Annotated in this window: 16 protein-coding genes and 1 pseudogene; 4 read left to right on the forward strand and 13 right to left on the reverse strand. The window is 74.6% G+C overall.

The annotated features are described in order from the left end of the window. Positions 1-1,326 (forward strand): annotated as a pseudogene (locus E4P43_RS19890) (HNH endonuclease); the annotation flags it as partial. Positions 1,327-1,330: 4 nt separating this feature from the next. Here the strand turns inward: E4P43_RS19890 and ligA are convergent. Both ligA and E4P43_RS10460 read right to left on the reverse strand, forming a co-directional pair. Further along, the gene (gene ligA, locus E4P43_RS10455; protein ID WP_135145390.1) at positions 1,331-3,487 is read right to left on the reverse strand and encodes an NAD-dependent DNA ligase LigA; all 2,157 of its coding nucleotides are present in this window, start codon (positions 3,485-3,487) and stop codon (positions 1,331-1,333) included. 40 nt (positions 3,488-3,527) lie between these two features. Next, on the reverse strand, positions 3,528-5,747 hold the full coding sequence (locus E4P43_RS10460; protein ID WP_167759149.1) for an insulinase family protein: 2,220 nt from the start codon (positions 5,745-5,747) through the stop codon (positions 3,528-3,530). 51 nt (positions 5,748-5,798) lie between these two features. Between E4P43_RS10460 and E4P43_RS10465 the strand changes: the two genes are divergently transcribed. After that, positions 5,799-6,158 carry a hypothetical protein gene (locus E4P43_RS10465; protein ID WP_135145392.1) on the forward strand — a complete coding sequence of 120 codons (360 nt, stop codon included), beginning with the start codon at positions 5,799-5,801 and terminating at the stop codon, positions 6,156-6,158. 1 nt (position 6,159) lies between these two features. Here the strand turns inward: E4P43_RS10465 and E4P43_RS10470 are convergent, their stop codons facing one another. The 9 genes from E4P43_RS10470 to E4P43_RS10510 form a co-directional block, all read right to left on the reverse strand. Further along, the gene (locus E4P43_RS10470; RefSeq protein WP_135145393.1) at positions 6,160-7,170 is read right to left on the reverse strand and encodes a methionine synthase; all 1,011 of its coding nucleotides are present in this window, start codon (positions 7,168-7,170) and stop codon (positions 6,160-6,162) included. A gap of 130 nt (positions 7,171-7,300) precedes the next feature. Beyond that, positions 7,301-8,398 (reverse strand): tRNA 2-thiouridine(34) synthase MnmA, encoded by a 1,098-nt coding sequence (gene mnmA, locus E4P43_RS10475; protein ID WP_209313828.1) that lies wholly within the window; start codon positions 8,396-8,398, stop codon positions 7,301-7,303. Further along, a complete protein-coding gene (locus E4P43_RS10480) occupies positions 8,395-9,600 on the reverse strand; it encodes a cysteine desulfurase family protein (protein WP_135145394.1) in 1,206 nt (401 codons plus the stop codon). The genes mnmA and E4P43_RS10480 overlap by 4 nt, the downstream gene beginning before the upstream one ends. Beyond that, positions 9,597-10,997, reverse strand: a complete 1,401-nt coding sequence (locus tag E4P43_RS10485; RefSeq protein WP_245159065.1) for an MFS transporter — start codon at positions 10,995-10,997, stop codon at positions 9,597-9,599. The genes E4P43_RS10480 and E4P43_RS10485 overlap by 4 nt, the downstream gene beginning before the upstream one ends. Positions 10,998-11,091: 94 nt before the next feature. Next, positions 11,092-12,054, reverse strand: coding sequence for an electron transfer flavoprotein subunit alpha/FixB family protein (locus tag E4P43_RS10490; protein WP_135145396.1), 963 nt, complete (start codon positions 12,052-12,054; stop codon positions 11,092-11,094). A 33-nt stretch (positions 12,055-12,087) separates the two neighbouring features. Then, the gene (locus E4P43_RS10495) at positions 12,088-12,867 is read right to left on the reverse strand and encodes an electron transfer flavoprotein subunit beta/FixA family protein (RefSeq protein WP_135145397.1); all 780 of its coding nucleotides are present in this window, start codon (positions 12,865-12,867) and stop codon (positions 12,088-12,090) included. 133 nt (positions 12,868-13,000) lie between these two features. Beyond that, positions 13,001-14,113: a PLP-dependent cysteine synthase family protein gene (locus E4P43_RS10500; RefSeq protein ID WP_135145398.1), complete on the reverse strand. Its 1,113-nt coding sequence runs from the start codon at positions 14,111-14,113 to the stop codon at positions 13,001-13,003. A gap of 10 nt (positions 14,114-14,123) precedes the next feature. Further along, the gene (locus E4P43_RS10505; protein ID WP_135145399.1) at positions 14,124-14,912 is read right to left on the reverse strand and encodes an enoyl-CoA hydratase-related protein; all 789 of its coding nucleotides are present in this window, start codon (positions 14,910-14,912) and stop codon (positions 14,124-14,126) included. 72 nt (positions 14,913-14,984) lie between these two features. Further along, positions 14,985-15,788 (reverse strand): ABC transporter ATP-binding protein, encoded by an 804-nt coding sequence (locus E4P43_RS10510; RefSeq protein ID WP_245159066.1) that lies wholly within the window; start codon positions 15,786-15,788, stop codon positions 14,985-14,987. Positions 15,789-15,859: 71 nt separating this feature from the next. Here E4P43_RS10510 and glgX point away from each other — a divergent pair, with 71 nt between their 5' ends. Continuing rightward, entirely contained in the window at positions 15,860-17,989 is a 2,130-nt protein-coding gene (gene glgX, locus E4P43_RS10515; protein WP_135145400.1) for a glycogen debranching protein GlgX, read from the forward strand. A gap of 68 nt (positions 17,990-18,057) precedes the next feature. Here glgX and E4P43_RS10520 read toward each other — a convergent pair whose 3' ends face one another. Both E4P43_RS10520 and glgP read right to left on the reverse strand, forming a co-directional pair. Next, complete coding sequence (locus E4P43_RS10520; protein WP_135145401.1) at positions 18,058-19,017, reverse strand: FHA domain-containing protein; 960 nt, start codon at positions 19,015-19,017, stop codon at positions 18,058-18,060. A 112-nt stretch (positions 19,018-19,129) separates the two neighbouring features. Continuing rightward, positions 19,130-21,679 (reverse strand): alpha-glucan family phosphorylase, encoded by a 2,550-nt coding sequence (glgP, locus tag E4P43_RS10525; RefSeq protein ID WP_135145402.1) that lies wholly within the window; start codon positions 21,677-21,679, stop codon positions 19,130-19,132. Between the two features lie 171 nt (positions 21,680-21,850). Here glgP and E4P43_RS10530 point away from each other — a divergent pair, with 171 nt between their 5' ends. Beyond that, positions 21,851-23,884: an alpha-1,4-glucan--maltose-1-phosphate maltosyltransferase gene (locus tag E4P43_RS10530; RefSeq protein ID WP_135145403.1), complete on the forward strand. Its 2,034-nt coding sequence runs from the start codon at positions 21,851-21,853 to the stop codon at positions 23,882-23,884. The last annotated feature ends 35 nt before the right edge of the window (positions 23,885-23,919 follow it).

Below are 23,919 nucleotides of genomic sequence, written 5' to 3' on the forward strand. Positions count from 1 at the left end.
CGCGACGAGGCACACCGGCTCGCCGCTGCCCTGCGCGAGCGCGGGGTCTCGGTCCGGGCCGACCGGCGCGAGGGCATGGCGGTGCTCGACGCCCTGCTGACGGTGCCGGAGGCGCAGTCCCTGCTCGACGCCCTGGGCCGGTACGCCGACGCGCTCGACGGGCCCGACGACCGCCGGACCCGCGGTCAGCGGATGGCCGACTGCCTGCTGGACCTGGTGCTGCGGCCCGACGAGCACGGCCTCCCGCCGGTGCGGGCGCACCTCACCGTGGTCGCGGGCGTCCGCAGCCTGCTGGGTGGGGACCAGCCCGGGGAGGTCGGTGGCGAGCCGGTGCCCGCGGAGGTGGTCCGCTCCCTCGCCCGCGCCCTCGGGCTGCTCCCCGGGCCTGCGACCACGCCGGCCCCGGAACCGGCCGGCACGACGCCCGACGGGTGCCCGCCGGAGACCTGGCCGGAGACCTGGCGGGCCGCCGACGAGCGCTGGTGGGCGGAGGTCGAGGCGCGGGCGCTGCGAGGCGAGTGGGGTGGCGAGGAGGACCCGCCGGCCGAGGAGCTCGCCCGCTGGTGGGCGCTGAAGGGCGGCTCCGACCCCCGGCCACCGGTGCCGCTGGACGCGGCCGTCGCACGAGACCCGGCTCGGTCCGAGGCGCCGGCGGGTCCCGCCTGGGCGCGGGCCCACGCAGCGGTGGACGAGGCGGGCACCGCGCTGCTCGAGCTGGACCGGTCGCTCGGCCGTGCCCGTCGCGCGGTGGCCGAGGCCGAGCGCGCGGACAGGAGGGACGAGAGCGCCTGGCAGCGCAGCCCGGCCGGACGGGTCACCGCCGCGCCGACAGACCTGGACGCGCTGGCGTCGGCCGGCCGACCGATGCGCGAGGCGCTCGCCGCGCTGCTGGAGGCCGGCGCCGGCGGCTCGCTGGTCGACCGGCCCCGCATCGCCGTGGTCGACGAGCTCAGCGGCACGCTCCTCGCGCTCACCGACTGCGCGGAGCTGCGCCGCCGGGCGGCCGGGGACCTCGGTCTCGCCCCCCCGGGACCGACCGACGGCTACCGGCCGGGGCGGGCGCTCGACCGGTTCGTGCGCGCCCGCGACCGCCGTTGCCGGTTCCCCGGCTGCCGCCGCCGCGTGCCGCTGGGCGGCGAGCTCGACCACGACCGCCCCTACCCGGGCGGGCCGACCGTCGCCGAGAACCTGGCGGGCTACTGCACCGGCCACCACCGCGGCAAGCACCAGGCGCCGGGCTGGCGGCACGAGCTCGCCCCGGACGGGACGCTCACCGTCAGCACGCCGAGCGGCCTGGTCGCGACCACCGCTCCCCCGCCGTACTGAGCCGCTACGCCTCGCTGCCGTCGCCGATGGTGGCGACCTCGCGGGCGGCGTCGGGCCCGTCCTCCAGGAGCACCCGGAAGCCGTCGTCGTCCAGGATCGGCGCCTTCACCTGCACCGCCTTGTCGTACTTGCTGCCCGGGTCGGCACCGACGACGACGAAGCCGGTCTTCTTGGACACCGAGCCGGTCACCTTGCCGCCGCGCTCCTGGATGGCGGCGATCGCCTGGTCCCGGCTGAAGTCGCGCAGCGACCCGGTGACCACGACGGTGACGCCCGTCAGCGGTCCGGGCGGCGCGTCCTCGGCGGCGTCGGCCATCCGGACGCCGGCCTGCCGCCACTTCTCGACGACGTCGCGGTGCCAGTCGACGGTGAACCAGTCGCGCACCGACCGCGCGATGGTCGGGCCGACGCCGTCGGCAGCGGCCAGCTCCTCCTCGGTGGCGGCCATGATGCGGTCCATCGACCGGAAGTCCCGGGCCAGCGCCTGGGCGGCGGTCGGGCCGACGTGCCGGATCGACAGCGCGACGAGGACCCGCCACAGCGGCACGTCCTTGCGCGTCTGCAGGTTGGCCAGCAGCTTCGCGCCGTTGGCCGACAGCGTGCCGTTCTTCTTCGTGAAGAACGGCGAGCGCTGCAGCTGCTCCTCGTCGAGGAAGAAGATGTCGCCCTCGTCGGACAGCAGGTGGCTCTGCAGCAGCGCGATGGCCGCCTCGTAGCCCAACACCTCGATGTCGAAGGCGCCCCGGCCCGCGACGTGGAAGACCCGCTCCCGGAGCTGGGCCGGGCAGGACCGGGCGTTCGGGCAGCGGATGTCGGCGTCGCCCTCCTTCTCCGGCCGCAGCTCGGTGCCGCACTCGGGGCAGTGCGTGGGCATGACGAAGTCGCGCTCGTCGCCGGTGCGGGCCGCGACGACGGGGCCGAGCACCTCCGGGATGACGTCGCCGGCCTTGCGGATGACGACGGTGTCGCCGATCTTCACGCCCTTGCGCACGACCTCCGAGGCGTTGTGCAGGGTCGCCAGCTGGACGGTCGACCCGGCGACCTTCACCGGCTCCATGTAGGCGAACGGCGTCACCCGGCCGGTGCGGCCCACGTTGACCCGGATGTCGAGGAGCTTGGTCGTCGCCTCCTCCGGCGGGTACTTGAAGGCGATCGCCCAGCGCGGTGCGCGCGAGGTCGACCCCAGCCGGCGCTGCAGCGCCACCTGGTCGACCTTCACCACGACGCCGTCGATCTCGTGCTCGACCGAGTGCCGCTGCTCGCGGTAGCGCTCGATGTAGGCCCACACGCCCTCGAGGTCCTCGACCACCTCGAACCGGTCGCTCACCGGCAGCCCGAGCGCGCGCAGCCGCTCGTAGGCGTCGGACTGGCGCTCGGGCTCGAAGCCCTTCCGCGCGCCCAGGCCGTGCACGACCAGGCGCAGCGGGCGGGAGGCGGTGACCCGGGCGTCCTTCTGCCGCAGCGAGCCGGCGGCGGCGTTGCGCGGGTTGGCGAACGGCGCCTTGCCCTGCTCGACCATGCCGGCGTTCACGTCGGCGAAGCCCGCGATCGGGAAGTAGATCTCCCCCCGTACCTCGAGCAGCTCGGGGACGTCGTCCCCCGCGAGCTGCTGGGGGACGTCGCCCATGGTGCGGACGTTGGCGGTGACGTCCTCACCGGTGACGCCGTCGCCACGGGTGGCGGCCCGGACCAGGCGCCCCCTCTCGTAGACCAGGTCGACGGCCACGCCGTCGACCTTCAGCTCGCACAGGTAGCTCGCGCCGGCGGCGCCCTCGCGCTCGGCGCGGGCAGCCCAGGCGGAGAGCTCGTCGCTGCTGAACGCGTTGTCCAGGCTCTGCATCCGCTCCAGGTGCTGGACCGGGGCGAACGTCGCGGTGAACCCGCCGTTGACCTTCTGGCTGGGCGAGTCCGGGGTGACCAGCGCCGGGTGAGCGGCCTCGATCGCCTTGAGCTCGCCCATGAGCTCGTCGTACTGGCCGTCGCTGATCAGCAGCTCGTCGCGCACGTAGTACGCGAAGGCGTAGCGGTCCAGCTCCTCGGAGAGGTCGCGGTGCCGGGTGCGGGCGTCGTCTGGGACCTCGGTGAGGTCCTCGCGGTCGGTCGGCGCCCCGACCGGCAGCTGCTCCACGCTGGCTTCCTCGACCCCGGCCTCGCTCGTCACGCCCAGACGGTATCCGGCGGGTACGACGGCCAACCGGCGCTCACCCGGTCGGGGACGCCTCCCGGTCCGCGGCCGTCTCCCCGGCCGGGTCCTGGCGGCCGGGCGGCCGCGCCTCCCACAGGCCGCTCGCCAGCCCGGACACGGCGAGCACCCAGACGACCGCCTCACCCGCGCCGCCGTCGAGCTCGCGCACGGTGACGAGCAGCCAGATGATCGCCGCGGACACCAGCGCGCACAGGACGTTCGCCGCGCGGTACCAGCCGGGCCGCGTGCGGGAGTTCCGCAGCCACCGGTCGACGACGCCCCCGGTGCCGGCGGGCGCCACGAAGTCGCCGCGCATCGAGGCACGCGCCCCGCCGCGGAACCCCAGGCCCTCGACGCGCTCGGTCCCCGGCGGCTGCCGGCCGTGCAGGAGCCCCGGGACCTCCGGCGGCAGGCCCAGCGCCTCGACGGCGTGCCCCACCACCTCGTCGTGGCTGCCCTCCAGGAGCAGCAGGGACGCCAGGCGGTCCTCGGGGCGCTCGGTCGCCCGGGCCAGGAGGGCCGGGTCGCCGGTGGTGACCCCCCACTGGTGCCGGTCCACCTGCTTCCCGCCGCGCATCAGCACGTAGCCGAGCTCGACGTGCGACCGGCGCAGGACGAGGCCCGTCGTCGACCGGCTGAGGACGGCGGACAGGTCGTCGGCGACGGACTCCGGGGAGCGCCCGTCGTCGGGGACGACCACCGTCCACTCGCCGTTGGACAGCAGCCGCGCCCCGTAGCGCTGGTAGGCCACCGCCTCCTTGACCCGGTGGGCGGGAGCGCGGAGCAGCAGCACGCCGTCGTCGACCGCGTCGTCGTCGACCACCTGGCGCTCCGCCGGGACGGCCGCGGTGACCAGCGCGACGGCCTCCGCCCCGTCCCGCCAGTCGTCCTCCGCCAGCGGCAGCGTGAAGCCGTCGTGCCCGACCAGCAGCCACTCGCCCGGCCCCTGCCGGACGAGGCCGGCCGCGTCGGCGAACCGGACGGTGATCCGGCGGTCCTCGCCGAGCAGGAGCGTCGCGCCCTCCTCCCCGACGACGAGCTGCGCGCCCTTCGGCGCACCGCCCAGCCGCCTGCGCTCGAAGGCCCGGCCGGTCACCGTCCACTCCGACCAGGCGGGGAGCCGGCCCAGTCCCGTGCCGGCCGGCTCCACGTCCTGCGGGACCAGCAGGAGCGCACCGTCGCGCACCGTGCCGGCGACCTGCCGGACGGCGTCGGCGGTGACCTCGGCGACGTCGGCACGCAGGTCGGCCGAGCGGGCCGCCGGGATGCCGGTCACGGCCGCGTGCGCGGCGGCGCGGGCCTCCTCGAGGCCGCTGCGGGGGTCGTCGAGGTAGGACGCCACCTCGGCCCGCTCGCGGTCGAGCTCCGCCTCCGTCGGGCCCTGCTCGGCGAGCCGGTCCAGCTCCCGCCACGCCAGCTGCGCGGCGAGCACCTCCTGGCCGGCGCGGACGTCGCTGGTCAGCACCACCACGCGGGCGCTCTCGTCGACGGCGACCTTGTGCGCCTCGACGGAGTAGGCCACCCCCCGGCGGTGGCGGAGCTCGTCCTCGAGCCGCGCGCGGAGGACACCCAGCGTGGCGTTCAGCGCCGGCTGCTGCGCCACCTCGGCGCCGACCGTGACCCGGGCCTCGACCGGGATCTGCCCCCAGGCGGGGGTGCGCGGCGAGAGCCGCGGCTGCGCCGGGCGCTCCGGTGCCACCCCCTCGGGGAGGGGCAGCCGCAGACCGTCCGGCACGGGCCCGGTGAGCCACAGCGCCGCGTTGGCCCGGGTGAAGAAGCGCGCCGCCCACGCGCGCACCTCGTCGGGGCCGAGGGCGCGGAGCGCGGGCTCGCCGGCCGCGGCCAGGCCGACCCCGGAGGTGCCGTACAGCTCGCCGAGCAGCAGCGCGACCGCCGGGGGCGCGACGCTGCCGCCCTCTGCCCGCAGCACGTCGGCCTCCACCGCCAGGTCCGCGGTCGGCAGGTCGCCCAGCGCCTCGCAGACGGCCTGCAGGAGCTCCGCGACCCGGTCCGGCGGCCCGCTGACGGTGAACTCGGTCGCGGTCATGTCGACGGAGGCGTTGGCGTCGGCAGCGCTCCGTCCGACGGCGCGCATGACGAGGTGCTCGACCAGGTGCGTCACCCCGCCCTGGACGAACGCCTCGTCCCGCCGTCCGACACCGAACACCAGCCCCGCGCTCAGCGGCGGGGGGCCCTCGGCGGCGAAGACCGGGACACCGTCGACGGAGGTCGTCATCACGGCGGCAGGGTAGGGCCGGGAGCCGACGGGCTGGTGCAGGATGCAGCCGTGTCCACCCCGTCGGGCGAGCCGGGCGCCGGAGCGCGCGCGTACGCCTACCTGCTGGGCGTGCTGTGGCTGGTGCCGCTCCTGCTCGTGGTGGCCGGCACCCTGCTGCTCCCCGACGAGAACGCGGGCGGCCAGTGCGAGGGCATCGGCTTCGGCTGCTCGCTGACCCCGGCCGACGGCGCGCAGTTCCTGGGGCTGCTCGCCGCGCCGTTCCTCGTCGTCGGCGGCGTCGCGGGCTCGGTGCTGCTCGCCGTCCTCCGCGCGCGACCGGCGTTCGCCCGGATCGCCCCGGTGCTGCAGGCCCTCGCCGTCCTGGCTCTCCTGGCCGGAGTGGCCGGCCTCCTGGCGGCGCTGGCCTGAGCTACTCCGGGAGCAGGTACTTCGCCGCCTCCCGCACGTGCCGCATGGCGGCGCGGGCGTAGGCCGGCGTGGCACCGGCGAGGCCGCAGGACGGGGTGAGCGTCACCGCGGACGGCAGCTGCTCGGCGGCGAAGCCGAGCTCCCGCCACCAGGCCTGCACCCGGGACGCGGTGGCCTTGGCGGCCGGCAGCGGCGCGTCGGTACCGGGCACGACCCCGGCCAGCAGGTGGACGCCGGCGTCGACGGCCTCCCCGACCGCGTCGAGGTCCTGCACCAGGCCCAGGTCGAAGGAGAGCCCGGCGGCACCCGCGGCCCGGAAGAGCCCCAGCGGCATGCGGCGGGCGCAGCAGTGCACGACCACGGGACCGGGCAGCGCCCGGACGACCGCGGCCAGCTCCTGCTCGACGACGTCCTCCGGCACCGCGGCGAGCTTGCCGAAGCCGCTCGCCGTCGGCAGGCCGCCCTGGACCACCGCCGGGACCGACGGCTCGTCCAGCTGGACGACGACCCGCGCGCCGGGCACCCGCGCCTGCACCGCGGCGACGTGGGCGGCCAGGCCCTCGGCCAGCGACTGCCCCACGTCCCGACGGGCGCCGGGGTCGACGACGGCGCGGTCCCCGCGGGTGCGCTCCAGGCCGGCGGCCAGCGTCCACGGGCCGGCCGCCTGCACCTTGAACGGCCCGGTCCAGGCCTCGGCGACGTCGTGCAGCGCGTCGAGGTCACGGGCGAGGAACTCCTCTGCCCGCTGCTGGTCGATGCCCGAGCGGGGCACCAGCCGCCAGCCGGCCGGCGTCAGGTCGACGGAGAGGTCGACCAGGAGTGCCGCGCTGCGCCCGAGCATGTCGGCGCCGGCACCGCGCCCGGGCAGCTCGGGCAGGTGGGCGAACTCTGGCAGCTCCCCCACCACGGTGCGCAGCGCCTCGGCGGGGTCGGTCCCCGGGAGGGACCCGACGCCGGAGGCCGGCCCCCACGTGGTGGGGACCGGCCTCGGGTCGGTGCTGTCGGTGCTCACGCGGCGACGGTAGCCGCCGCGTCCTGCGGCTCTGTCAGCCGATCTGCCTGCCGTGGTCCGCAGCCGGCGGAGCCCTCCGGCGAGTGGGCCGGGACGTCGACGTCGACCGGGCCGGTGGTCGGCACCGGGCTCAGTGACCAACCGCTTCCTGCCGCTTGCGCGACAGCCGGATGGCGGCCTGCCCGAGGACCCGGTCGCCCCGCTCCGCGTCCGGCTCGTAGAGGACGGCGGACTGCCCGGCCGCGACCCCGCGCTGCACCTCGTCGAGGTGGAGGACCAGCCCGCCGTCGTCGCCGGCGACGACCTCGCAGCCGACGGGCCGGCCGTGCGCCCGCAGCTGGACCTGCGCCCGGAGCGGCAGGCCCGGGGCCCGTCCGGTCCACGTGGCGGCGGCCGTGGCGACCTCGTCGACGCCGGCGAGGTCGGCGGTACCGATGGTCACCGTCCGGCTGACCGGCTCGATGCCCAGCACGTACCGCGGCTGCTGGTCGCCGACGCTGACCCCGAGGCCGCGTCGCTGGCCGACGGTGAACCCGTAGGTGCCGTCGTGCTCCCCCACGGTGGCACCGGTGGCGGCGTCGACGAGCGGGCCCGGCCGGCTGCCCAGCTTCCGGGCCAGGAAGCCGCGGGTGTCGCCGTCGGGGATGAAGCAGATGTCGTGCGAGTCGGCCTTGGTCGCGACGGCGAAGCCGCGCTCGGCGGCGATCTCGCGCACCCGCTCCTTGGTCATGCCGCCCAGGGGGAACATCGCCGCGGCGAGCTGCTCCGGGGTGAGGACGCCGAGCACGTAGGACTGGTCCTTGGCCGCGTCGACCGAGCGGCGCAGCTCGCCGTCGGCCAGCCGGGCGTGGTGGCCGGTGACGACGGCGTCGAACCCCAGCGCCCGCGCCCGGTCCAGCACCGCGGTGAACTTGATCTTCTCGTTGCAGCGCAGGCACGGGTTGGGCGTGCGGCCGGCGGCGTACTCGGCCACGAAGTCGTCGACGACGTCCTCGCGGAACCTGTCGGCCAGGTCCCAGACGTAGAACGGGATGCCCAGCTCGTCGGCGACGCGGCGCGCGTCGTGCGCGTCCTCCACGCTGCAGCACCCGCGGGCGCCGCTGCGCAGCGTCTGCCGGTCCGGCGAGAGGGCCAGGTGCACCCCGGTGACGTCGTGGCCGGCGTCGACCGCCAGCGCCGCTGCCACGGCGGAGTCCACTCCCCCGCTCATCGCGGCGAGGACCCTCACCGTCGCCCCATCCCCGCGCGCCGGGCGCGCTCGACCACCGGGGCGACGACCTCGAGGAGCGCGTCCACGTCGGCGTCGGTGCTGGTGTGCCCGAGGCTGAACCGCAGCGAGCTGCGTGCGCGGTCCGGGTCCGCGCCGACCGCCGTCAGCACGTGGCTGGGCCGGGCGACACCGGCGCTGCAGGCCGACCCGGTGGAGCACTCGATGCCCCGGGCGTCGAGCAGCATCAGCAGGGCGTCGCCCTCGGCGCCGGGGAAGGACAGGTGGGCGTTGCCGGGCAGCCGCCCGGGGCCCGAGCGGACGACGTCGTCGAGCGGGGCGCCGTTGAGCCGGGCGTCGGGCACGCGCTCCACCACGCCGGCCACGAGCCGGTCGCGCAGCCGGGCCAGCTCGGCGGCACGCTCGACCCGGCCGTGCACCGCGGCCACGGTGGCGACGCCCAGGCCGACGATCGCGGCGACGTCCAGGGTGCCGGAGCGGACGTCGCGCTCCTGGCCGCCGCCGTGCAGCAGCGGGGTGCACTCGGCCTCGCGGCGCAGCAGCAGGACACCGGCCCCCATCGGGCCGCCGAGCTTGTGCCCGGTCATGGTCAGCGCGTCCACGCCGGTGGCGCCGAAGTCGACCAGCACCTGGCCGACCGCCTGCACCGCGTCGGTGTGCAGGGGCACCCCGACGTCGTGCGCGGTGGCCGCCAGCGCGGCGATGTCGCTGACCGTGCCGATCTCGTTGTTGGCCCACATGACGCTGGCGACGGCGACGTCGCTGCCGTCGCCGAGCGCGTCGGCCAGCGCCTCCGGTGTGACCCGCCCGGACGGCTCGACCCGCAGCCAGGTGACCTCCGCGCCCTCGTGCGTGGCCAGCCACTCGACGCTGTCGAGGACGGCGTGGTGCTCGGCGGGGCTGACGACGATCCGGCGACGGCGCGGGTCGGCCTGCCGGCGGGCCCAGAAGAGCCCCTTCACGGCGAGGTTGTCGCTCTCGGTGCCGCCACCGGTGAACAGCACCTCGGAGGGGCGGGCGCCCAGCGCCTCGGCCAGCCGCTCGCGGGCCTGCTCGGCAGCGCGGCGGGCGGACCGGCCGCTGGCGTGCAGGGAGGAGGCGTTGCCGACCCGGCCCAGCTGCTCGGTCATCGCGGCCAGCACCTCGGGCAGCACCGGCGTGGTCGCCGCGTGGTCCAGGTAGACCGGCTCCGTGTAGGTCATGACGCGCTCAGGGTAGTCGCGCGGACCGCCGGGTCCGTCGCCGCTGCCGGGTCCGCCCCCGCCCGCGGGGCCAGCACCGCGCCGGTCAGCGCCACCGCCGTGAGGACCGCCACCCCGGCCAGCACCGCGGTGGCCAGGGCGAAGGTCCCGGCGGCCGCGGCGGCCACGAGGACGCCGACCACGCCGATGCAGGCCGCGCTGCCGGTGACGTCGGCGATCTGGAACGCCGCCGAGTCCGCGCCCCTGGTCTCGTCGGAGGACCGGTCGAGGAGCAGCACGCTGAGGCTCGGCATGCCCAGCCCCATCCCCAGACCGGCGACCGCCCAGCTCAGGTAGGCGGGCCACCCCCCGACGCCCGGGACGGCGACGAGCGCGGTCGCGAGCAGCCCCGCGGCGAGGAGCAGGAACCCGGCCCGGAGCAGCGCGACCCGCGACCACAGGGGGTTGCGCCCCTGCAGCTGGGACGCCGCGGCCCAGCCCAGCGCGCCGGCGGTGAGCGGCACCCCGGCGACGGCCGCCTCGTACCCGTGCAGCTCGGTCAGGGCCAGCGGGAGCAGCACGTCCATGCCGAAGAAGGCGCCGGCGAGGAGGCCGCGGCCGGCGACCACCGCGGGCAGCCCCGGCCGGACGGCCGCGGTGCCGCGCGGCACGAGCGGGCGCAGACCGGCCACCAGCGCCACGAGCCCGGCGACGGCGAGCGCGAGCGCGACGAGGTCCAGGCGCTGGCCGGCGTACTGGAGCGCGCCGATGCCCAGCCCGGCCAGCAGCGCCCACCAGCGCCGGCTCCGGGCGACGACCACGCCGTCGGCCGGCCGGGGCAGCGCGCGGACGGCCGGCAGCACGAGGCCGAGGCCCAGGAGGATGAGCGGCAGGAGCGCGAGGAACACCAGCCGCCAGGTGAGGTGGGTGGTGAGCAGCCCGGCGATGGTCGGCCCGACCAGCGCGGGCACCACCCAGGCCGCCGAGAAGGCCCCGAACAGCCGCGGTCGCAGACGGACGTCGAACGCCTGCCCGGCGACGACGTAGAGCGCCACCGAGATGATCCCGCCACCCACGCCCTGCAGCGCCCGCGCGGCGACGAGCACCCCCATGTGCCCGGCCAGGCCACCGGCGAGCAGCCCCGCGGCGAAGACCGCGACACCGGTCAGCAGCGCGACGCGCGAGCCGCGGCGGTCGCCGAGGTCACCGCCGAGCACCATGCCGAGCACCGACGCCACCAGGAAGGCGCTGAACGGCCAGGCGTACCAGGCCAGCCCGTCGAGCTCGGCCACAGCGGTCGGCATCGCCGTCGCCACGGCCATCGACTCGAAGGCCACGAAGGTGACCAGCATCAGCAGGCCGGCGGTGGTCAGCCGGTGCGCCCGGTCGAACAACGCGGGCTGCTGGTCGGTCTCCACGCCGTGGCCAACCCTCCGGGTGGCCGGGGGCTTCCCGGCCCCGGACATGCGTCGAGCGCCGACCCCCGGAGGGGTCGGCGCTCGACCGGTGCTCCTACTTGCGCGCGTTGATCTGCTCGGTGGCAGCGGGGACGACCGTGTTCAGGTCGCCGATGACACCGAAGTCGGCCAGCTCGAAGATCGGGGCCTCGGGGTCCTTGTTGATGGCCACGATGGTCTTCGAGGTCTGCATGCCGGCGCGGTGCTGGATGGCACCGGAGATGCCGACGGCGACGTACAGGTTCGGCGAGACGGTCTTGCCGGTCTGACCCACCTGGAAGCTGTGCGGGTAGAAGCCGGAGTCGACCGCGGCACGCGAGGCACCGACGGCGGCGCCGAGCGAGTCGGCCAGGGCCTCGATGATCGAGAAGTTCTCGGCGCTGGCGACGCCACGACCACCGGAGACCACGATCGAGGCCTCGGTGAGCTCGGGGCGGTTGCTCTTCTGCTCGACGACGCGCTCGACGACCCGGACCTGCTTGGCCGCGTCGCTGATCGACACCGACACCGACTGCTCGGCACCGGCGGCGGGAGCCGCCTCGGGGGTGACCGAGTTGCCGCGGAGGGTGAAGATCGGCGTCCCGGTGGTGACCTTCGAGTGGACGATCGTCGCGCCGGCGAACGCCGCCTGGGTGGCGGTGCCGTCGGCGGCGATCTCGGTGACGTCGGTGAGGAAGCCGCTGCCGGTCTTGACGGCCAGGCGGGCGGCGATCTCCTTGCCCTCCGGGGAGGAGGGGATCACGACGGCGGCCGGCGACTTCTCGCTCACCAGCTGGGCCAGCACCTCGGCCTTGGGGGCCACGAGGTAGTCGTCGATGTCGGCGGACTCGGCCACGTAGACCGTGGCCGCGCCGTACTCCGCGAGCTGGTCGCGGACGCCGGCCGCGGTGCCGGGCGCACCGAGGACGACGGCGGAGGGCTCACCGAGCGCGCGGGCCGCGGTGAGTGCCTCCAGGGTGGTCTTGCGGACGCCGCCGCCGGCCGGGTTCAGCTCGGCCAGGACAAGGACCTCTGCCATGGGTTTCTCCTCTTCCTTCGATCCGGGCCGGGCTCAGACGATCTTCTGGCTGGCGAGGAAGTCGACGAACTTCTGCGCGCCGTCGCCCTCGTCGGTCACCTTGACGCCCTCGCCCTTCGGCGGGCGGCCGGCGAAGTCGAGCACCTGCGTGGCGGCGTTGGCCAGGCCCACGGCGGAGGCGTCGAGGCCGAGGTCGGCCAGCGTCTTGGTCTCGACCGGCTTCTTCTTGGCGGCCATGATCCCCTTGAACGAGGGGTAGCGCGGCTCGTTGATCGTGTCCCAGGTGGAGACGATCGCCGGCAGCGGGGCCTCGAGGGCCCAGTAGCCGCCGTCGGTCTGCCGCTCGACCTTGGCGGTGCCGCCGTCGATGGTGACCTTGCGGGCGCCGGAGAGCTGCGGGATGCCGAGGCGCTCGGAGAGCAGGGCCGGCATGACGCTCATCTGGCTGTCGGTCGCCTCGGCGCCGCAGACGACGAGGTCGTACTCCATCTGCTGCAGGGCAGCGGCCAGGACGGCGCTGATCTGCGAGGCGTCGGAGCCGTGGATGGCCTCGTCGCTGACGTGGACGGCCTTGTCGGCGCCCATGGACAGGGCCTTGCGGATGGCGTCGGTGGCGCCGTCGGGACCGACGGTCAGGACGGTCACCTCACCGCCCTGCGCCTCCTTGATGGTGAGCGCCTCCTCGATGGCGTACTCGTCCATCTCGTTGATGACGTTGTCCGCGGACGCGCGGGCGACGGTGTTGTCCGCCGGGTCCAGCTTGCGCTCGCTGCCGGAGTCGGGGACCTGCTTGACCAGAACGACGATGTTCATCGCCAGACCTACCTCCGCGATGGGGTCAGGGGTGCGGGCACGGGTGCCCGCATGCACTCATACGAGATCTGCACCGATCATGGAGGTTACTGCGCAGTAACGCGGTGGCGGACGGAGGGGCGGGTGACCCCCGTCACGCACTTCCGCGGGGTGGTGCCCACTCCCCCGTCGCCGTGAACCTGGCCAGCGTCTCCGTCGCCGGGGCGAGGTCCATTCCCTGCGCGGCCACCCACTCGTCGGAGTAGTAGGTGTGGGCGTACCGCTCGCCGCCGTCGCAGAGCAGGGTGACGACGCTGCCGCGACGCCCGGCCGCGACCATCTCCGCGACGAGGCCGAAGGCGCCCCACAGGTTGGTGCCCGTGGAGCCGCCGGCGCGGCGGCCGGTGACCCGCTCGAGGTGCCGCATCGCCGCGAGGGAGGCGGCGTCGGGGACGCCGACCATCCGGTCGACGATGGTCGGCACGAACGAGGGCTCCACCCGGGGCCGGCCGATGCCCTCGATCCGCGACGGCATGCCGGTCGTCCAGCCCGGCTCGTCGGCCGCGTAGCCCGGCAGGAAGGCGGAGTTCTCCGGGTCGACGACGGCCAGCCGGGTGGGGTGCCGCCGGTAGCGGAGGTACCGGCCGATGGTGGCGCTCGTGCCGCCGGTCCCGGCACCGACGACGACCCACTCGGGCACCGGGTGCCGCTCGGCGGAGAGCTGCTCGAAGATCGACTCGGCGATGTTGTTGTTGCCCCGCCAGTCGGTGGCCCGCTCGGCGTAGGTGAACTGGTCGAGGTAGTGGCCGCCGCACTCCGCGGCCAGCCGCCGGGCCTCGTCGTACATGTCCGGCGCCCGGTCGACGAAGTGGCACCGGCCGCCGTGGAACTCGATCAGCGCGATCTTCTCGGGGCTGGTCGAGCGCGGCATGACCGCCACGAAGGGCAGCCCGAGCATGCGCGCGAAGTACGCCTCGCTCACCGCCGTCGACCCGCTGGAGGCCTCCACGACGGTGCTGCCCTCGTGGATCTGGCCGGAGCACAGCCCGTAGAGGAACAGCGACCGGGCCAGCCGGTGCTTGAGGCTGCCGGTCGGGTGGGTGGACTCGTCCTTGAGGTAGAGGTCGACACCCCACTCCGGCGGCAGCGGGTAGACCAGCAGGTGGGTGTCGGCGCTGCGCCGGGCGTCGGCCTCGACGATGGCGACCGCCTGGTCCACCCAGGCGCGGCCCGCGGGGTCCGAGCGGTCGACGACGGAGGCGGTCACGCCGGACGCCTCAGCGGCCGGTGAACGTGGCCTTGCCCGGCCCGCTCTCCAGGAACGAGCGCATGCCGGTCTTCTGGTCCTCGGTGTCGAAGAGCCCGGCGAACAGCTCGCTCTCCAGGTCCAGCCCCGCATCGAGCGAGCCGTCGAGGCCCTCGTCGATGGCTCGCTTCGCCGCGGCCAGGGCCAGCGGCGGGCCCGCGGCGAACTTCTTCGCCATGGCGACCGCGGTCTCGTACACCTCCGCGTCGGGGACGACGGCGTCGGCGAGGCCGATCTCCAGCGCCTCCTCCGCACCCACGTGCCGGCCGGTGAAGACCAGGTCCTTGGCCTTGGCCGGGCCGACGAGGCGGGCCAGGCGCTGCGTGCCGCCGGCCCCGGGGATGACACCCAGCAGGATCTCCGGCTGGCCGATCTTGGCGCCGGCACCCAGCACCCGGAAGTCGGCGCACAGCGCCAGCTCGTAGCCGCCGCCCAGCGCGTACCCGGTGACCGCGGCGATGACCGGCTTCGGGAGCCGGGCGACCGCGCGGAAGGAGTCCTGCAGCTCCTTGCCCCAGGCCTGCATGCCGGTGGCGTCGAGCTGCGACATCGCCTTGATGTCGGCGCCGGCGGCGAAGACCCGCTCCCCGCCGTAGATGACGACGGCGCGGACGTCGTCCCGCTCGCCGGCCTCGAGCGCCGCGGCCCGCACCTCCATGTGGAGCTGCTCGTCGATCGCGTTCATCTTCGGCCGGTCGAGGCGGATCGTGCCCACCCCGTCCTCCACCTGCAGGGTCACGAACTCGGGCGCTCCAGACATGCGTCGCACCCTATAAGCACCCCCGTGTCCTCCACCCTCGCTCCGCTCGGGCCGAGTCCTTGACGGCGGCCGTCAGGCGCGGCGGGCGGTGAAGCGGCCGTCGGTGCGGGTGAGCGACAGCGGGAGGCCGAAGGTGTCGGAGAGGACCGGGGCGGTCAGCACGTCGTCGGCGGCACCGGAGGCGACCACCTCGCCGTCGCGCAGCAGCAGGGCGTGGGTGTAGCCCGGCGGGATCTCCTCGACGTGGTGCGTGACCAGCACCTGCGCGGGCGCGTAGTGGTACCTGGCCAGGTCCGACAGGCGGGCGACGAGGTCCTCGCGGCCGCCCAGGTCGAGGCCGGCGCCCGGCTCGTCGAGGATCAGCAGCTCGGGGTCGGGCATGAGGGCACGGGCGATCTGGGCGCGCTTGCGCTCGCCCTCGCTCAGCGTGCCGAACGGACGGTGCGCGTACTGCGCCACGCCCCACTGCTGCATGAGGATCCCGGCGCGAGTCAGGTCGTGGACGTCGTAGCGCTCCCGCCACCGCCCGACCACCGCGTAGCCGGCGGAGACGACGACGTCGCCGGTCTTCTCCTTCGGGTCGATGCGCTGGGCCAGCGAGGCGCTGGTGATCCCGATCCGGGGACGCAGCTCGAAGACGTCGACCGCGCCCAGGGTCTCCCCGAGCAGCCGCACCTCGCCGCGGGTCGGGTGCATGAGCGCGGCGGCGAGCTGCATCAGCGTCGTCTTGCCGGCCCCGTTGGGCCCCAGCACCACCCACCGCTGGTCCGGCTCCACCCGCCAGTCGACGCCCTTGAGCAGGTCGTTCTGCCCCCGGACGACGTCGACCCCGGTCATCCGTACGACGGCCCCCGCGGAGGCGTCTGCGCTCGACACGACCCCATCCAATCAACTCCGTCCCGACGACGTTGCGGCACGTCCGGCACCGGACGGGGCACGATCGCGCCGTGACCGATCACTCCCGACCGCTGCCGGGCACTCCCGCGCCGCTCGGGGCCACCTGGGACGGGCGCGGGACGAACTTCGCGCTGTGGTCCGGCGGGGCCTCGGCGGTCGACCTGTGCCTGTTCGACACCGACGGCACCGAGCACCGCCACCGGCTGGAGGAGACCACCCACCAGGTCTGGCACGGGCGGCTCCCCGGCGTCGGGCCCGGGCAGCGCTACGGCTACCGGGTGCACGGCGGCTACGACCCGTTCTCCGGTCTGCGGTTCAATCCCGCGAAGCTGCTGCTGGACCCCTACGCCCGCGCCGTCGACGGCGAGCTGCGGCTGGACACCGCCCTGTTCGGCCACCCCTACGAGACGCCGGACTCCCCGCACCCGGACGAGCAGGACTCCGCGCCGTTCGTTCCGCGCGGCGTCGTCGTCCACGACCCGTTCCCCTGGGACGGCGACCGCCCGCTGCGCCGCTCGTGGTCGGACACCGTCATCTACGAGGTGCACGTCAAGGGTGCGACGGCGCGGCACCCCGACATCCCCCCGCACCTGCGCGGCACCTACGCCGGGCTCGCGCACCCAGCGTTCGTCGAGCACCTGCGAGCGATGGGCGTGACCGCCGTCGAGCTGCTGCCGGTGCACCACTTCGTGAGCGAGCCACACCTGCTGCGCCGCGGGCTGACCAACTACTGGGGCTACAACACCCTCGGCTACTTCGCCCCGCACGCCGGCTTCAGCTCCGCGGGCAGCGGCGGCGGGCAGGTCACCGAGTTCAAGACGATGGTGCGGGAGCTGCACGCCGCCGGCATCGAGGTGATCCTCGACGTCGTCTACAACCACACCGCCGAGGGCGACCACAGCGGCCCGACCCTGTCGTTCAAGGGCATCGACAACGCCGGCTACTACCGGCTCGACGGCGCCGACCGCGCGCGCTACACCGACTACACCGGCTGCGGGAACACCCTCGACGTCCGCCGTCCCGCCGTCCTCGGGCTGCTCATGGACTCGCTGCGGTACTGGGTCACCGAGATGCACGTCGACGGGTTCCGCTTCGACCTCGCCTCGGCGCTGGCCCGGTCGATGCACGACGTCGACCGGCTGTCGGCGTTCTTCGACGTCGTCCACCAGGACCCGGTGGTCAGCCAGGTGAAGCTCATCGCCGAGCCGTGGGACGTCGGCCCCGGCGGCTACCAGGTGGGGAACTTCCCGCCGCCGTGGACGGAGTGGAACGGCAAGTACCGCGACACCGTGCGCGACGTCTGGTCCGGCGCGCACGTCGGCGTGCGCGACCTCGCCTACCGGCTGACCGGCTCCTCGGACCTCTACCGCTCCGACGGCCGCCGCCCGTTCGCCTCCATCAACTTCGTGACGGCGCACGACGGGTTCACGATGGCCGACCTGGTCAGCTACGAGCACAAGCGCAACGAGGCCAACGGCGAGGAGAACCGGGACGGCGAGAGCCACAACCGGAACTGGAACTGCGGCGTGGAGGGCCCCGCCGACGACCCGGCCGTCCTGGAGCTGCGCGGGCGGCAGGTGCGCAACCTGCTGACGACGCTGCTGCTCTCCACCGGCGTGCCGATGCTGACCGCCGGCGACGAGCTCGGCCGCACCCAGCAGGGCAACAACAACGCCTACTGCCAGGACAACGAGATCTCCTGGATCGACTGGGAGAGCGTCGACGACGACCTGCTCGCGTTCGTCACCCACCTGGTCCGCCTGCGCCGCGGGGCACCGGTGCTGCGGCAGGAGGCGTTCTTCGAGGGGCACGAGCTGCCGGGGACCGACGGCACCCGCGACCTCGCCTGGTTCGCGCCGAACGGCGGGCAGCTCACCACGTCCGACTGGTTCGACACCGGGCTGCAGACGGTCGGGATGTACCTCGACGGCCGCGGCATCCGGCACCGCGACGAGCACGGCCACCCGCTGGTGGACGACTCCTACCTGGTGCAGCTGCACGCCGGGCCGGACCCGGTCACCGTGGAGCTGCCCGGGCCACCGTGGGCCGACGCCTACGAGCTGGTGCTCTCCACCGAGTACCCGCGGGGCGCTCCCCCGGAGCCGACGCTCCTCGCGCCCGGGACGGTGGAGCTGCCGGGCCGGTGCGTCTGGCTGCTGCGCGTCGAGCGCCGTCCCTGACGGTCCCGGGACGCACGAGGGCCCCGGTCCGACCGGACCGGGGCTCTCGACGTGCCAGGGGTGGTGCGTCAGTCCTGCGGCTGCTCGAAGGTGATGACGGTCCAGCCCAGGAGCAGGCGGTCGCCGTCGGAGAGCGGGTGGGCCACACCCGGCTCGAGCTGGGTCCACTCGGTGGCCTCGGGGCCGGCGACGTGGGTGCCGTTGAGCGAGCCCAGGTCGACCAGCGAGACCTCGCGGCCCGAGCGGGTCAGCGCGGCGTGGGCCGAGGAGAGCACGTTCTGCGTGTCGGCGATCGGCACGGCGCGGGCCGAGCCGCTGGTGACCATCTCGTGGTTGTCGGGACGGCGGCCGAGCACCAGGTCCTCGTCCACGGTGATGACCATGCCGTCGTCGAAGCGCAGGATCGGCGCGGCGGCGTCGGTGTCCGGCCGCCAGAACGCCGTCTGCTCGCCGGACTCGGGACGCGCCGCCGCGGCCGACGACGCCGACGAGCCGCGGGAGGACCCGAAGCCGGAGTCGGAGGACGCGGAGAACGACGACGCGGCCGGGGCGGCGGCCGAGGAGGACGGAGCGGCCGCGGCCAGGTGCAGCGTGGCGCCCCCACCGGGGACGGTGCCCTCGACGAGGTCGAAGCTCACCCCCGGCGGCGTGCGCGGCGCGGACTGGCCGGGGCCCACGTACAGGGACTGGCCCAGCGAGAAGCCGGAGGCGAGCGTGCCGCCCTCGACCGACGAACCGGACACGGGGACACCGTCGACGGCCGGCTGGCCCTTGCCCGCCCACAGCGCGACACCGGAGCCGGAGTCGTCGGTGAGCACGAGGGCGAAGGACGCCCCACCCGAGGCGAGGGAGCTCACCTGGCCGGCCACAGCGGCCAGCACGCGGTCGGCACCCGGCCCCGACACACCGAGGCAGGCGTGCAGGGCGGACACGAGGGCAGGCGAGCCGGGAGCGTCGACCCACAGCAGGCCGCCGCCACCGCGGGCGACGACGGCATCTCCGGGGAGGACTTCACAGCGGTCGGGCATGTCACCCAGCCTAGTGATCCCCGGGCGGTCTCGGCGCCCCGGGCGCACCGCCACGCCGGGGCGCGACGAGGTCACCGGGACGCCTGTGACCGGAGTTCCCGATGAGTCGCGGTCAGGCGGTGCTCACGACCCCCAGCTCCGCCGGATCGGCGAGGTACTCAGAGTACGAGAGCACGCGCACGGTGTAGCCGAACGCGCCGGTGCGTTCCAGCGGAACCGTGGCCGTGAACCAGTGCCGGGAGCCGTCGGTGTGCTCGTGCCGCATCGGCACCGTCGTCACCTCGTGCAGACCGTCGGCGTCGTCCACCCGCCCGTAGGCGGCCTGCACCTCGACGTCGGACGGCTCGAGGCCCGGCAGCTCCACCTCCGCGCGCAGCGCGAGGGTCGAGCCGATCTCCGGGGTGTCCCCCGCACCGGTCGCCTCCACGTGCGCCACCCGCACGTCGTGCCAGTGGTGCAGCAGGTGGGCGCGCCACGACGACTCGGCGCGGGCGGGCGCGTAGCCGTCGGCGGCCATCGTCCGGGCCGAGCCCGCCGCCGGGACGTAGAGGTCCCGCACGTAGTCGCGCACCATCCGCGTCGCCAGCACCTTCGGGCCGGTCTCGCGCAGCGTGTGCCGGACCATCTCCACCCAGCGGCCGGGGACGCCGTCGCGGTCGCGCTCGTAGAACCGCGGCAGCACCTGGGTCGAGAGCAGGTCGTAGATCGCCCGCGCCTCCACCTCGTCCCGCCGGTCGGCGTCCTGCACCCCGTCGGCGGTCGGGATCGCCCAGCCGTTCTGGCCGTCGAACCACTCGTCCCACCACCCGTCGCGGATCGACAGGTTCAGCCCGCCGTTCAGCGCCGCCTTCATCCCGGAGGTGCCGCAGGCCTCCAGCGGCCGCAGCGGGTTGTTCAGCCAGACGTCGCAGCCCCAGTAGAGGTAGCGCGCCATGCCGATGTCGTAGCCGGGCAGGAACGCGATCCGGTGCCGGATCTCCGGGTCGTCGGCGAACGCCACCATCTGCTGGATCAGCTTCTTGCCGCCGTCGTCGGCCGGGTGGCTCTTGCCGGCGATCACCAGCTGGACCGGGCGCTCGGGGTCCAGGAGCAGCGCCTTCAGCCGGGCGGGGTCGCGCAGCATCAGGGTGAGCCGCTTGTACGACGGCACCCGCCGCGCGAACCCGATGGTGAGGACGTCGGGGTCGAACGCGGTCTCGGTCCAGCCGATCTCCGCCTCGGTGGCGCCGCGGGAGAGCGCGGTCTCCCGGATCCGCCGGCGCACCTCCTCGACCAGCCGGCCGCGCAGCGTCCGCCGGACGGCCCACAGGTCCGCGGCGGGGATGCGGTCGACGCCGTCGAAGTGCACCTCGCCGTCGACCTCGACCGGGTCGCCCTGGCTGGAGCTCTGGGTGCCCATGTCGACCAGCTCGCGCGCGGTCCAGGTGGGCGCGTGCACGCCGTTGGTGATCGAGCCGATCGGGACGTCGCTCTCGTCGAAGTTCGGCCACAGCCCGCGGAACATGCCGCGGCTGACGTGCCCGTGCAGCTGGCTCACCCCGTTGGCCCGCTGGCCCAGCCGCAGGCCCATGTGCGCCATGTTGAACTTCGACGGGTCCTCCTCCGCGCCCAGCGGGAGCAAGTGCTCCAGCGGGACGCCGAAGCCGGCGAAGTAGCGCTCGATGAGCGCCTTGGGGAACCGGTCGATGCCGGCCGGCACCGGGGTGTGCGTGGTGAACACGGTCCCGGCCCGGACCGCCTGCAGCGCCTCGGCGAAGGTCAGCCCGTGCGCCTCGGTCAGCTCCCGGATGCGCTCGACGCCCTGGAAGCCGGCGTGGCCCTCGTTGGCGTGGAAGACCTCCGGCATCGGGGTGCCGGTGAGCGAGCAGTAGGCGCGCAGCGCCCGCACGCCGCCGATCCCGAGCAGCATCTCCTGGCGCAGGCGGTGGTCCTCGTCGCCGCCGTAGAGGCGGTCGGTGACCCCGCGCTCGGCCGGCGCGTTCTCCTCGATGTCGCTGTCGAGCATCAGCAGCGTCACGCGGCCGACCTGGGCGCGCCAGACGTGGGCGTACAGCGTGCGCCCCTCCGGCAGCGGGACGTTGATGACGACGGCCGCGCCGTCGGGCTGGCGCAGCAGCTTCACCGGCAGCCCGTGCGGGTCCAGCGACGGGTAGTGCTCCAGCTGCCAGCCGTCGGCCGACAGGCCCTGCGCGAAGTACCCGGCGCGGTAGAGCAGCCCGACGCCGATCAGCGGGACCCCGAGGTCCGAGGCCGCCTTGAGGTGGTCCCCGGCCAGGATGCCGAGCCCGCCGGAGTACTGCGGCAGGACCTCGGTGATGCCGAACTCGGCGGAGAAGTAGGCGATGGTCTGCGGCGCCTCCGCCCCGAGCGACTGGTACCAGCGCGGGGTCGAGAGGTACTCGTCCAGGTCGTCGACGGCGTCGGTCAGCCGGCGCACGAACCGGCGGTCACCGGCCAGCTGGGCCAGCCGCTCGGCCGACACCTCCCCCAGCGCGCGCACCGGGTCCCCGCCGCAGCGCTGCCACAGCGCGGGGTCCAGGGTCTCGAAGAGGTCCCGGGTCTCGGGGTGCCACGACCAGCGAAGGTTCATCACCAGCTGGCTCAGCGGCAGGAGCGGCTCCGGCAGAGCCGCGCGGACGGTGAAGCGTCGGAGAGCTCGCACCGGCCGAGACTAACCAGACTCGCGCCGTTCGTCAGGGCGTCCGGGTGAACTCCTGGGACGCCCCCCGCAGCCCCGTCGGCAGCCCGGCCCGCAGCCCCAACGGGTGAGACGGGAGGGGCAGATCATCTGCCGAGATGCTGGTGAGGCGGCAGCTCAGTAGCGTGGGCGGCGATGACTGGCCGCGCTGATCTCCGCCTCGGCATCACCGATGTCGCCCCTGTCGTGTCCTGCGGGTCCTTCTCGGCCCGTGCGGTCGTCGGTGAGCACCTGCCGATCACCGCCACCGTCTTCCGCGAGGGCCACGACGCCGTCGCGGCGAACGTGGTGTGGGTCCCACCCGGCGAGGAGGCCGACCCCGGCCCCCTGCGCCGCCTGGAGAAGTACGGGCAGGAGCCCGACCGCTGGCTCACCACCGTCGTGCCCGACCGCGAGGGCCGCTGGACGTTCCGCGTCGAGGCGTGGAGCGACCCGCTGGCCACCTGGAAGCACGCCGTCGAGGTCAAGGTGGAGGCCGGCCAGGGCGCCGACGAGCTCGCCAACGACCTCGAGGAGGGCGCCCGCCTGCTGGAGCGCGTGGCCGCCGAGGCCGACGACGAGTGGCGCGGGCGCGTCACCGCCGCCGCCGAGGCGCTGCGGGACACCTCGCAGGAGCTCACCGTCCGGATCGCCCCGGCGCTGGCCTCCGGTCTGCAGCGCTACCTGCACGACCACCCCGTGCGCGAGCTGGTGACGCAGTCCCCCGCCTACGAGGTGTGGGTCGACCGCCGCGAGGCGCTCTACGGCTCCTGGTACGAGTTCTTCCCGCGCTCGGAGGGCCCCGTCGTCGGCGGCGTCCCCACCCACGGCACGTTCACCACGGCCGGCGACCGCCTCCCCGCGATCGCCGACATGGGCTTCGACGTCGTCTACCTCCCGCCGATCCACCCGATCGGCAAGGTCAACCGCAAGGGCCCGAACTCCGCCCAGTTCCCCGGCGGCAACCCGCACGACATCGGCCCGGAGGAGGTCGGCTCCCCCTGGGCCATCGGCAGCGACGAGGGCGGGCACGACGCCGTCCACCCGCAGCTGGGCACGCTCGAGGACTTCAAGGCCTTCGTCGCCCGCACCCGCGAGCTGGGCATGGAGGTCGCGCTCGACCTGGCCCTGCAGGCCGCACCCGACCACCCGTGGGTCGAGGCGCACCCCGAGTGGTTCACGACCAAGCCCGACGGCACGATCGCCTACGCGGAGAACCCGCCGAAGAAGTACCAGGACATCTACCCGATCAACTTCGACAACGACCCCGAGGGCCTCTACGCCGAGGTGCTGCGGGTCGTCCGGCACTGGATGGACGCCGGTGTCCGGATCTTCCGCGTGGACAACCCCCACACCAAGCCGCTGAACTTCTGGCACTGGCTGATCTGGGAGGTCAAGAGGACCGACCCCGACGTGCTGTTCCTGGCCGAGGCGTTCACCCGGCCGGCGATGATGCACCAGCTGGCGCGGCTGGGCTTCACGCAGTCCTACACGTACTTCACGTGGCGGACCGAGCGCACCGAGATCGAGGAGTACGGGCGCGAGCTCGCCTCGAACTCGCACTACATGCGGCCCAACTTCTTCGTGAACACCCCGGACATCCTCCACGAGTCGCTGCAGTTCGGCGGCCCGCCGATGTTCAAGATCCGCGCGGTGCTCGCCTCGATGATGAGCCCCACCTGGGGCGTCTACTCCGGGTTCGAGCTCTTCGAGCACGTGGCGGTGAAGCCGGGCAGCGAGGAGTACCTCGACAGCGAGAAGTACAAGCTGCGCCCGCGTGACTGGGCCGGTGCCGAGGCGAGCGGTCGCAGCCTCGCGCCCTACCTGAAGCGGCTCAACGAGATCCGGCGCGCCCACCCGGCCCTGCAGCAGCTGCGCACGCTGCGGTTCCACCCGGTGGACAACCCGAACCTGCTCTGCTTCACCAAGACCGACCCCGGCTCGAACGACGCCGTCCTCGTCGTCGTCAACCTCTCGAGCCACAACACCCAGATCGGGACGACGGCGCTGGACCTGCCGACGCTCGGCCTGGACTGGCACGAACGATTCGCGGTCACCGACGAGCTGACCGGCGCCCGGTACGACTGGGGCCAGTTCAACTACGTCGAGCTCGATCCCTACCGGGAGCCGGCGCACGTCTTCGGGATCAGCTTCCCGCGGCCGGTGCAGTTCCCCCCTCCGGTCGACTGACGACCGGTTCTCCCCGACCGCACCTGCGACCCCGA

Origin of the sequence: Blastococcus sp. TF02A-35 (genome assembly GCF_004571075.1) — a bacterium.
Taxonomy (GTDB): Bacteria; Actinomycetota; Actinomycetes; order Mycobacteriales; family Geodermatophilaceae; genus Blastococcus.

Bases quoted from the DNA above. Each gene is read 5' to 3' on its own strand.
- E4P43_RS10460 (WP_167759149.1), bottom strand. From the start codon at position 5,747: ATGACGACCTCCGTCGACGGTGTCCCGGTCTTCGCCGCCGAGGGCCCC.
- E4P43_RS10480 (WP_135145394.1), bottom strand. From the start codon at position 9,600: ATGACCTACACGGAGCCGGTCTACCTGGACCACGCGGCGACCACGCCG.
- E4P43_RS10490 (WP_135145396.1), bottom strand. From the start codon at position 12,054: ATGGCAGAGGTCCTTGTCCTGGCCGAGCTGAACCCGGCCGGCGGCGGC.
- E4P43_RS10495 (WP_135145397.1), bottom strand. From the start codon at position 12,867: ATGAACATCGTCGTTCTGGTCAAGCAGGTCCCCGACTCCGGCAGCGAG.
- E4P43_RS10505 (WP_135145399.1), bottom strand. From the start codon at position 14,912: ATGTCTGGAGCGCCCGAGTTCGTGACCCTGCAGGTGGAGGACGGGGTG.
- E4P43_RS10520 (WP_135145401.1), bottom strand. From the start codon at position 19,017: ATGCCCGACCGCTGTGAAGTCCTCCCCGGAGATGCCGTCGTCGCCCGC.
- E4P43_RS10530 (WP_135145403.1), top strand. From the start codon at position 21,851: ATGACTGGCCGCGCTGATCTCCGCCTCGGCATCACCGATGTCGCCCCT.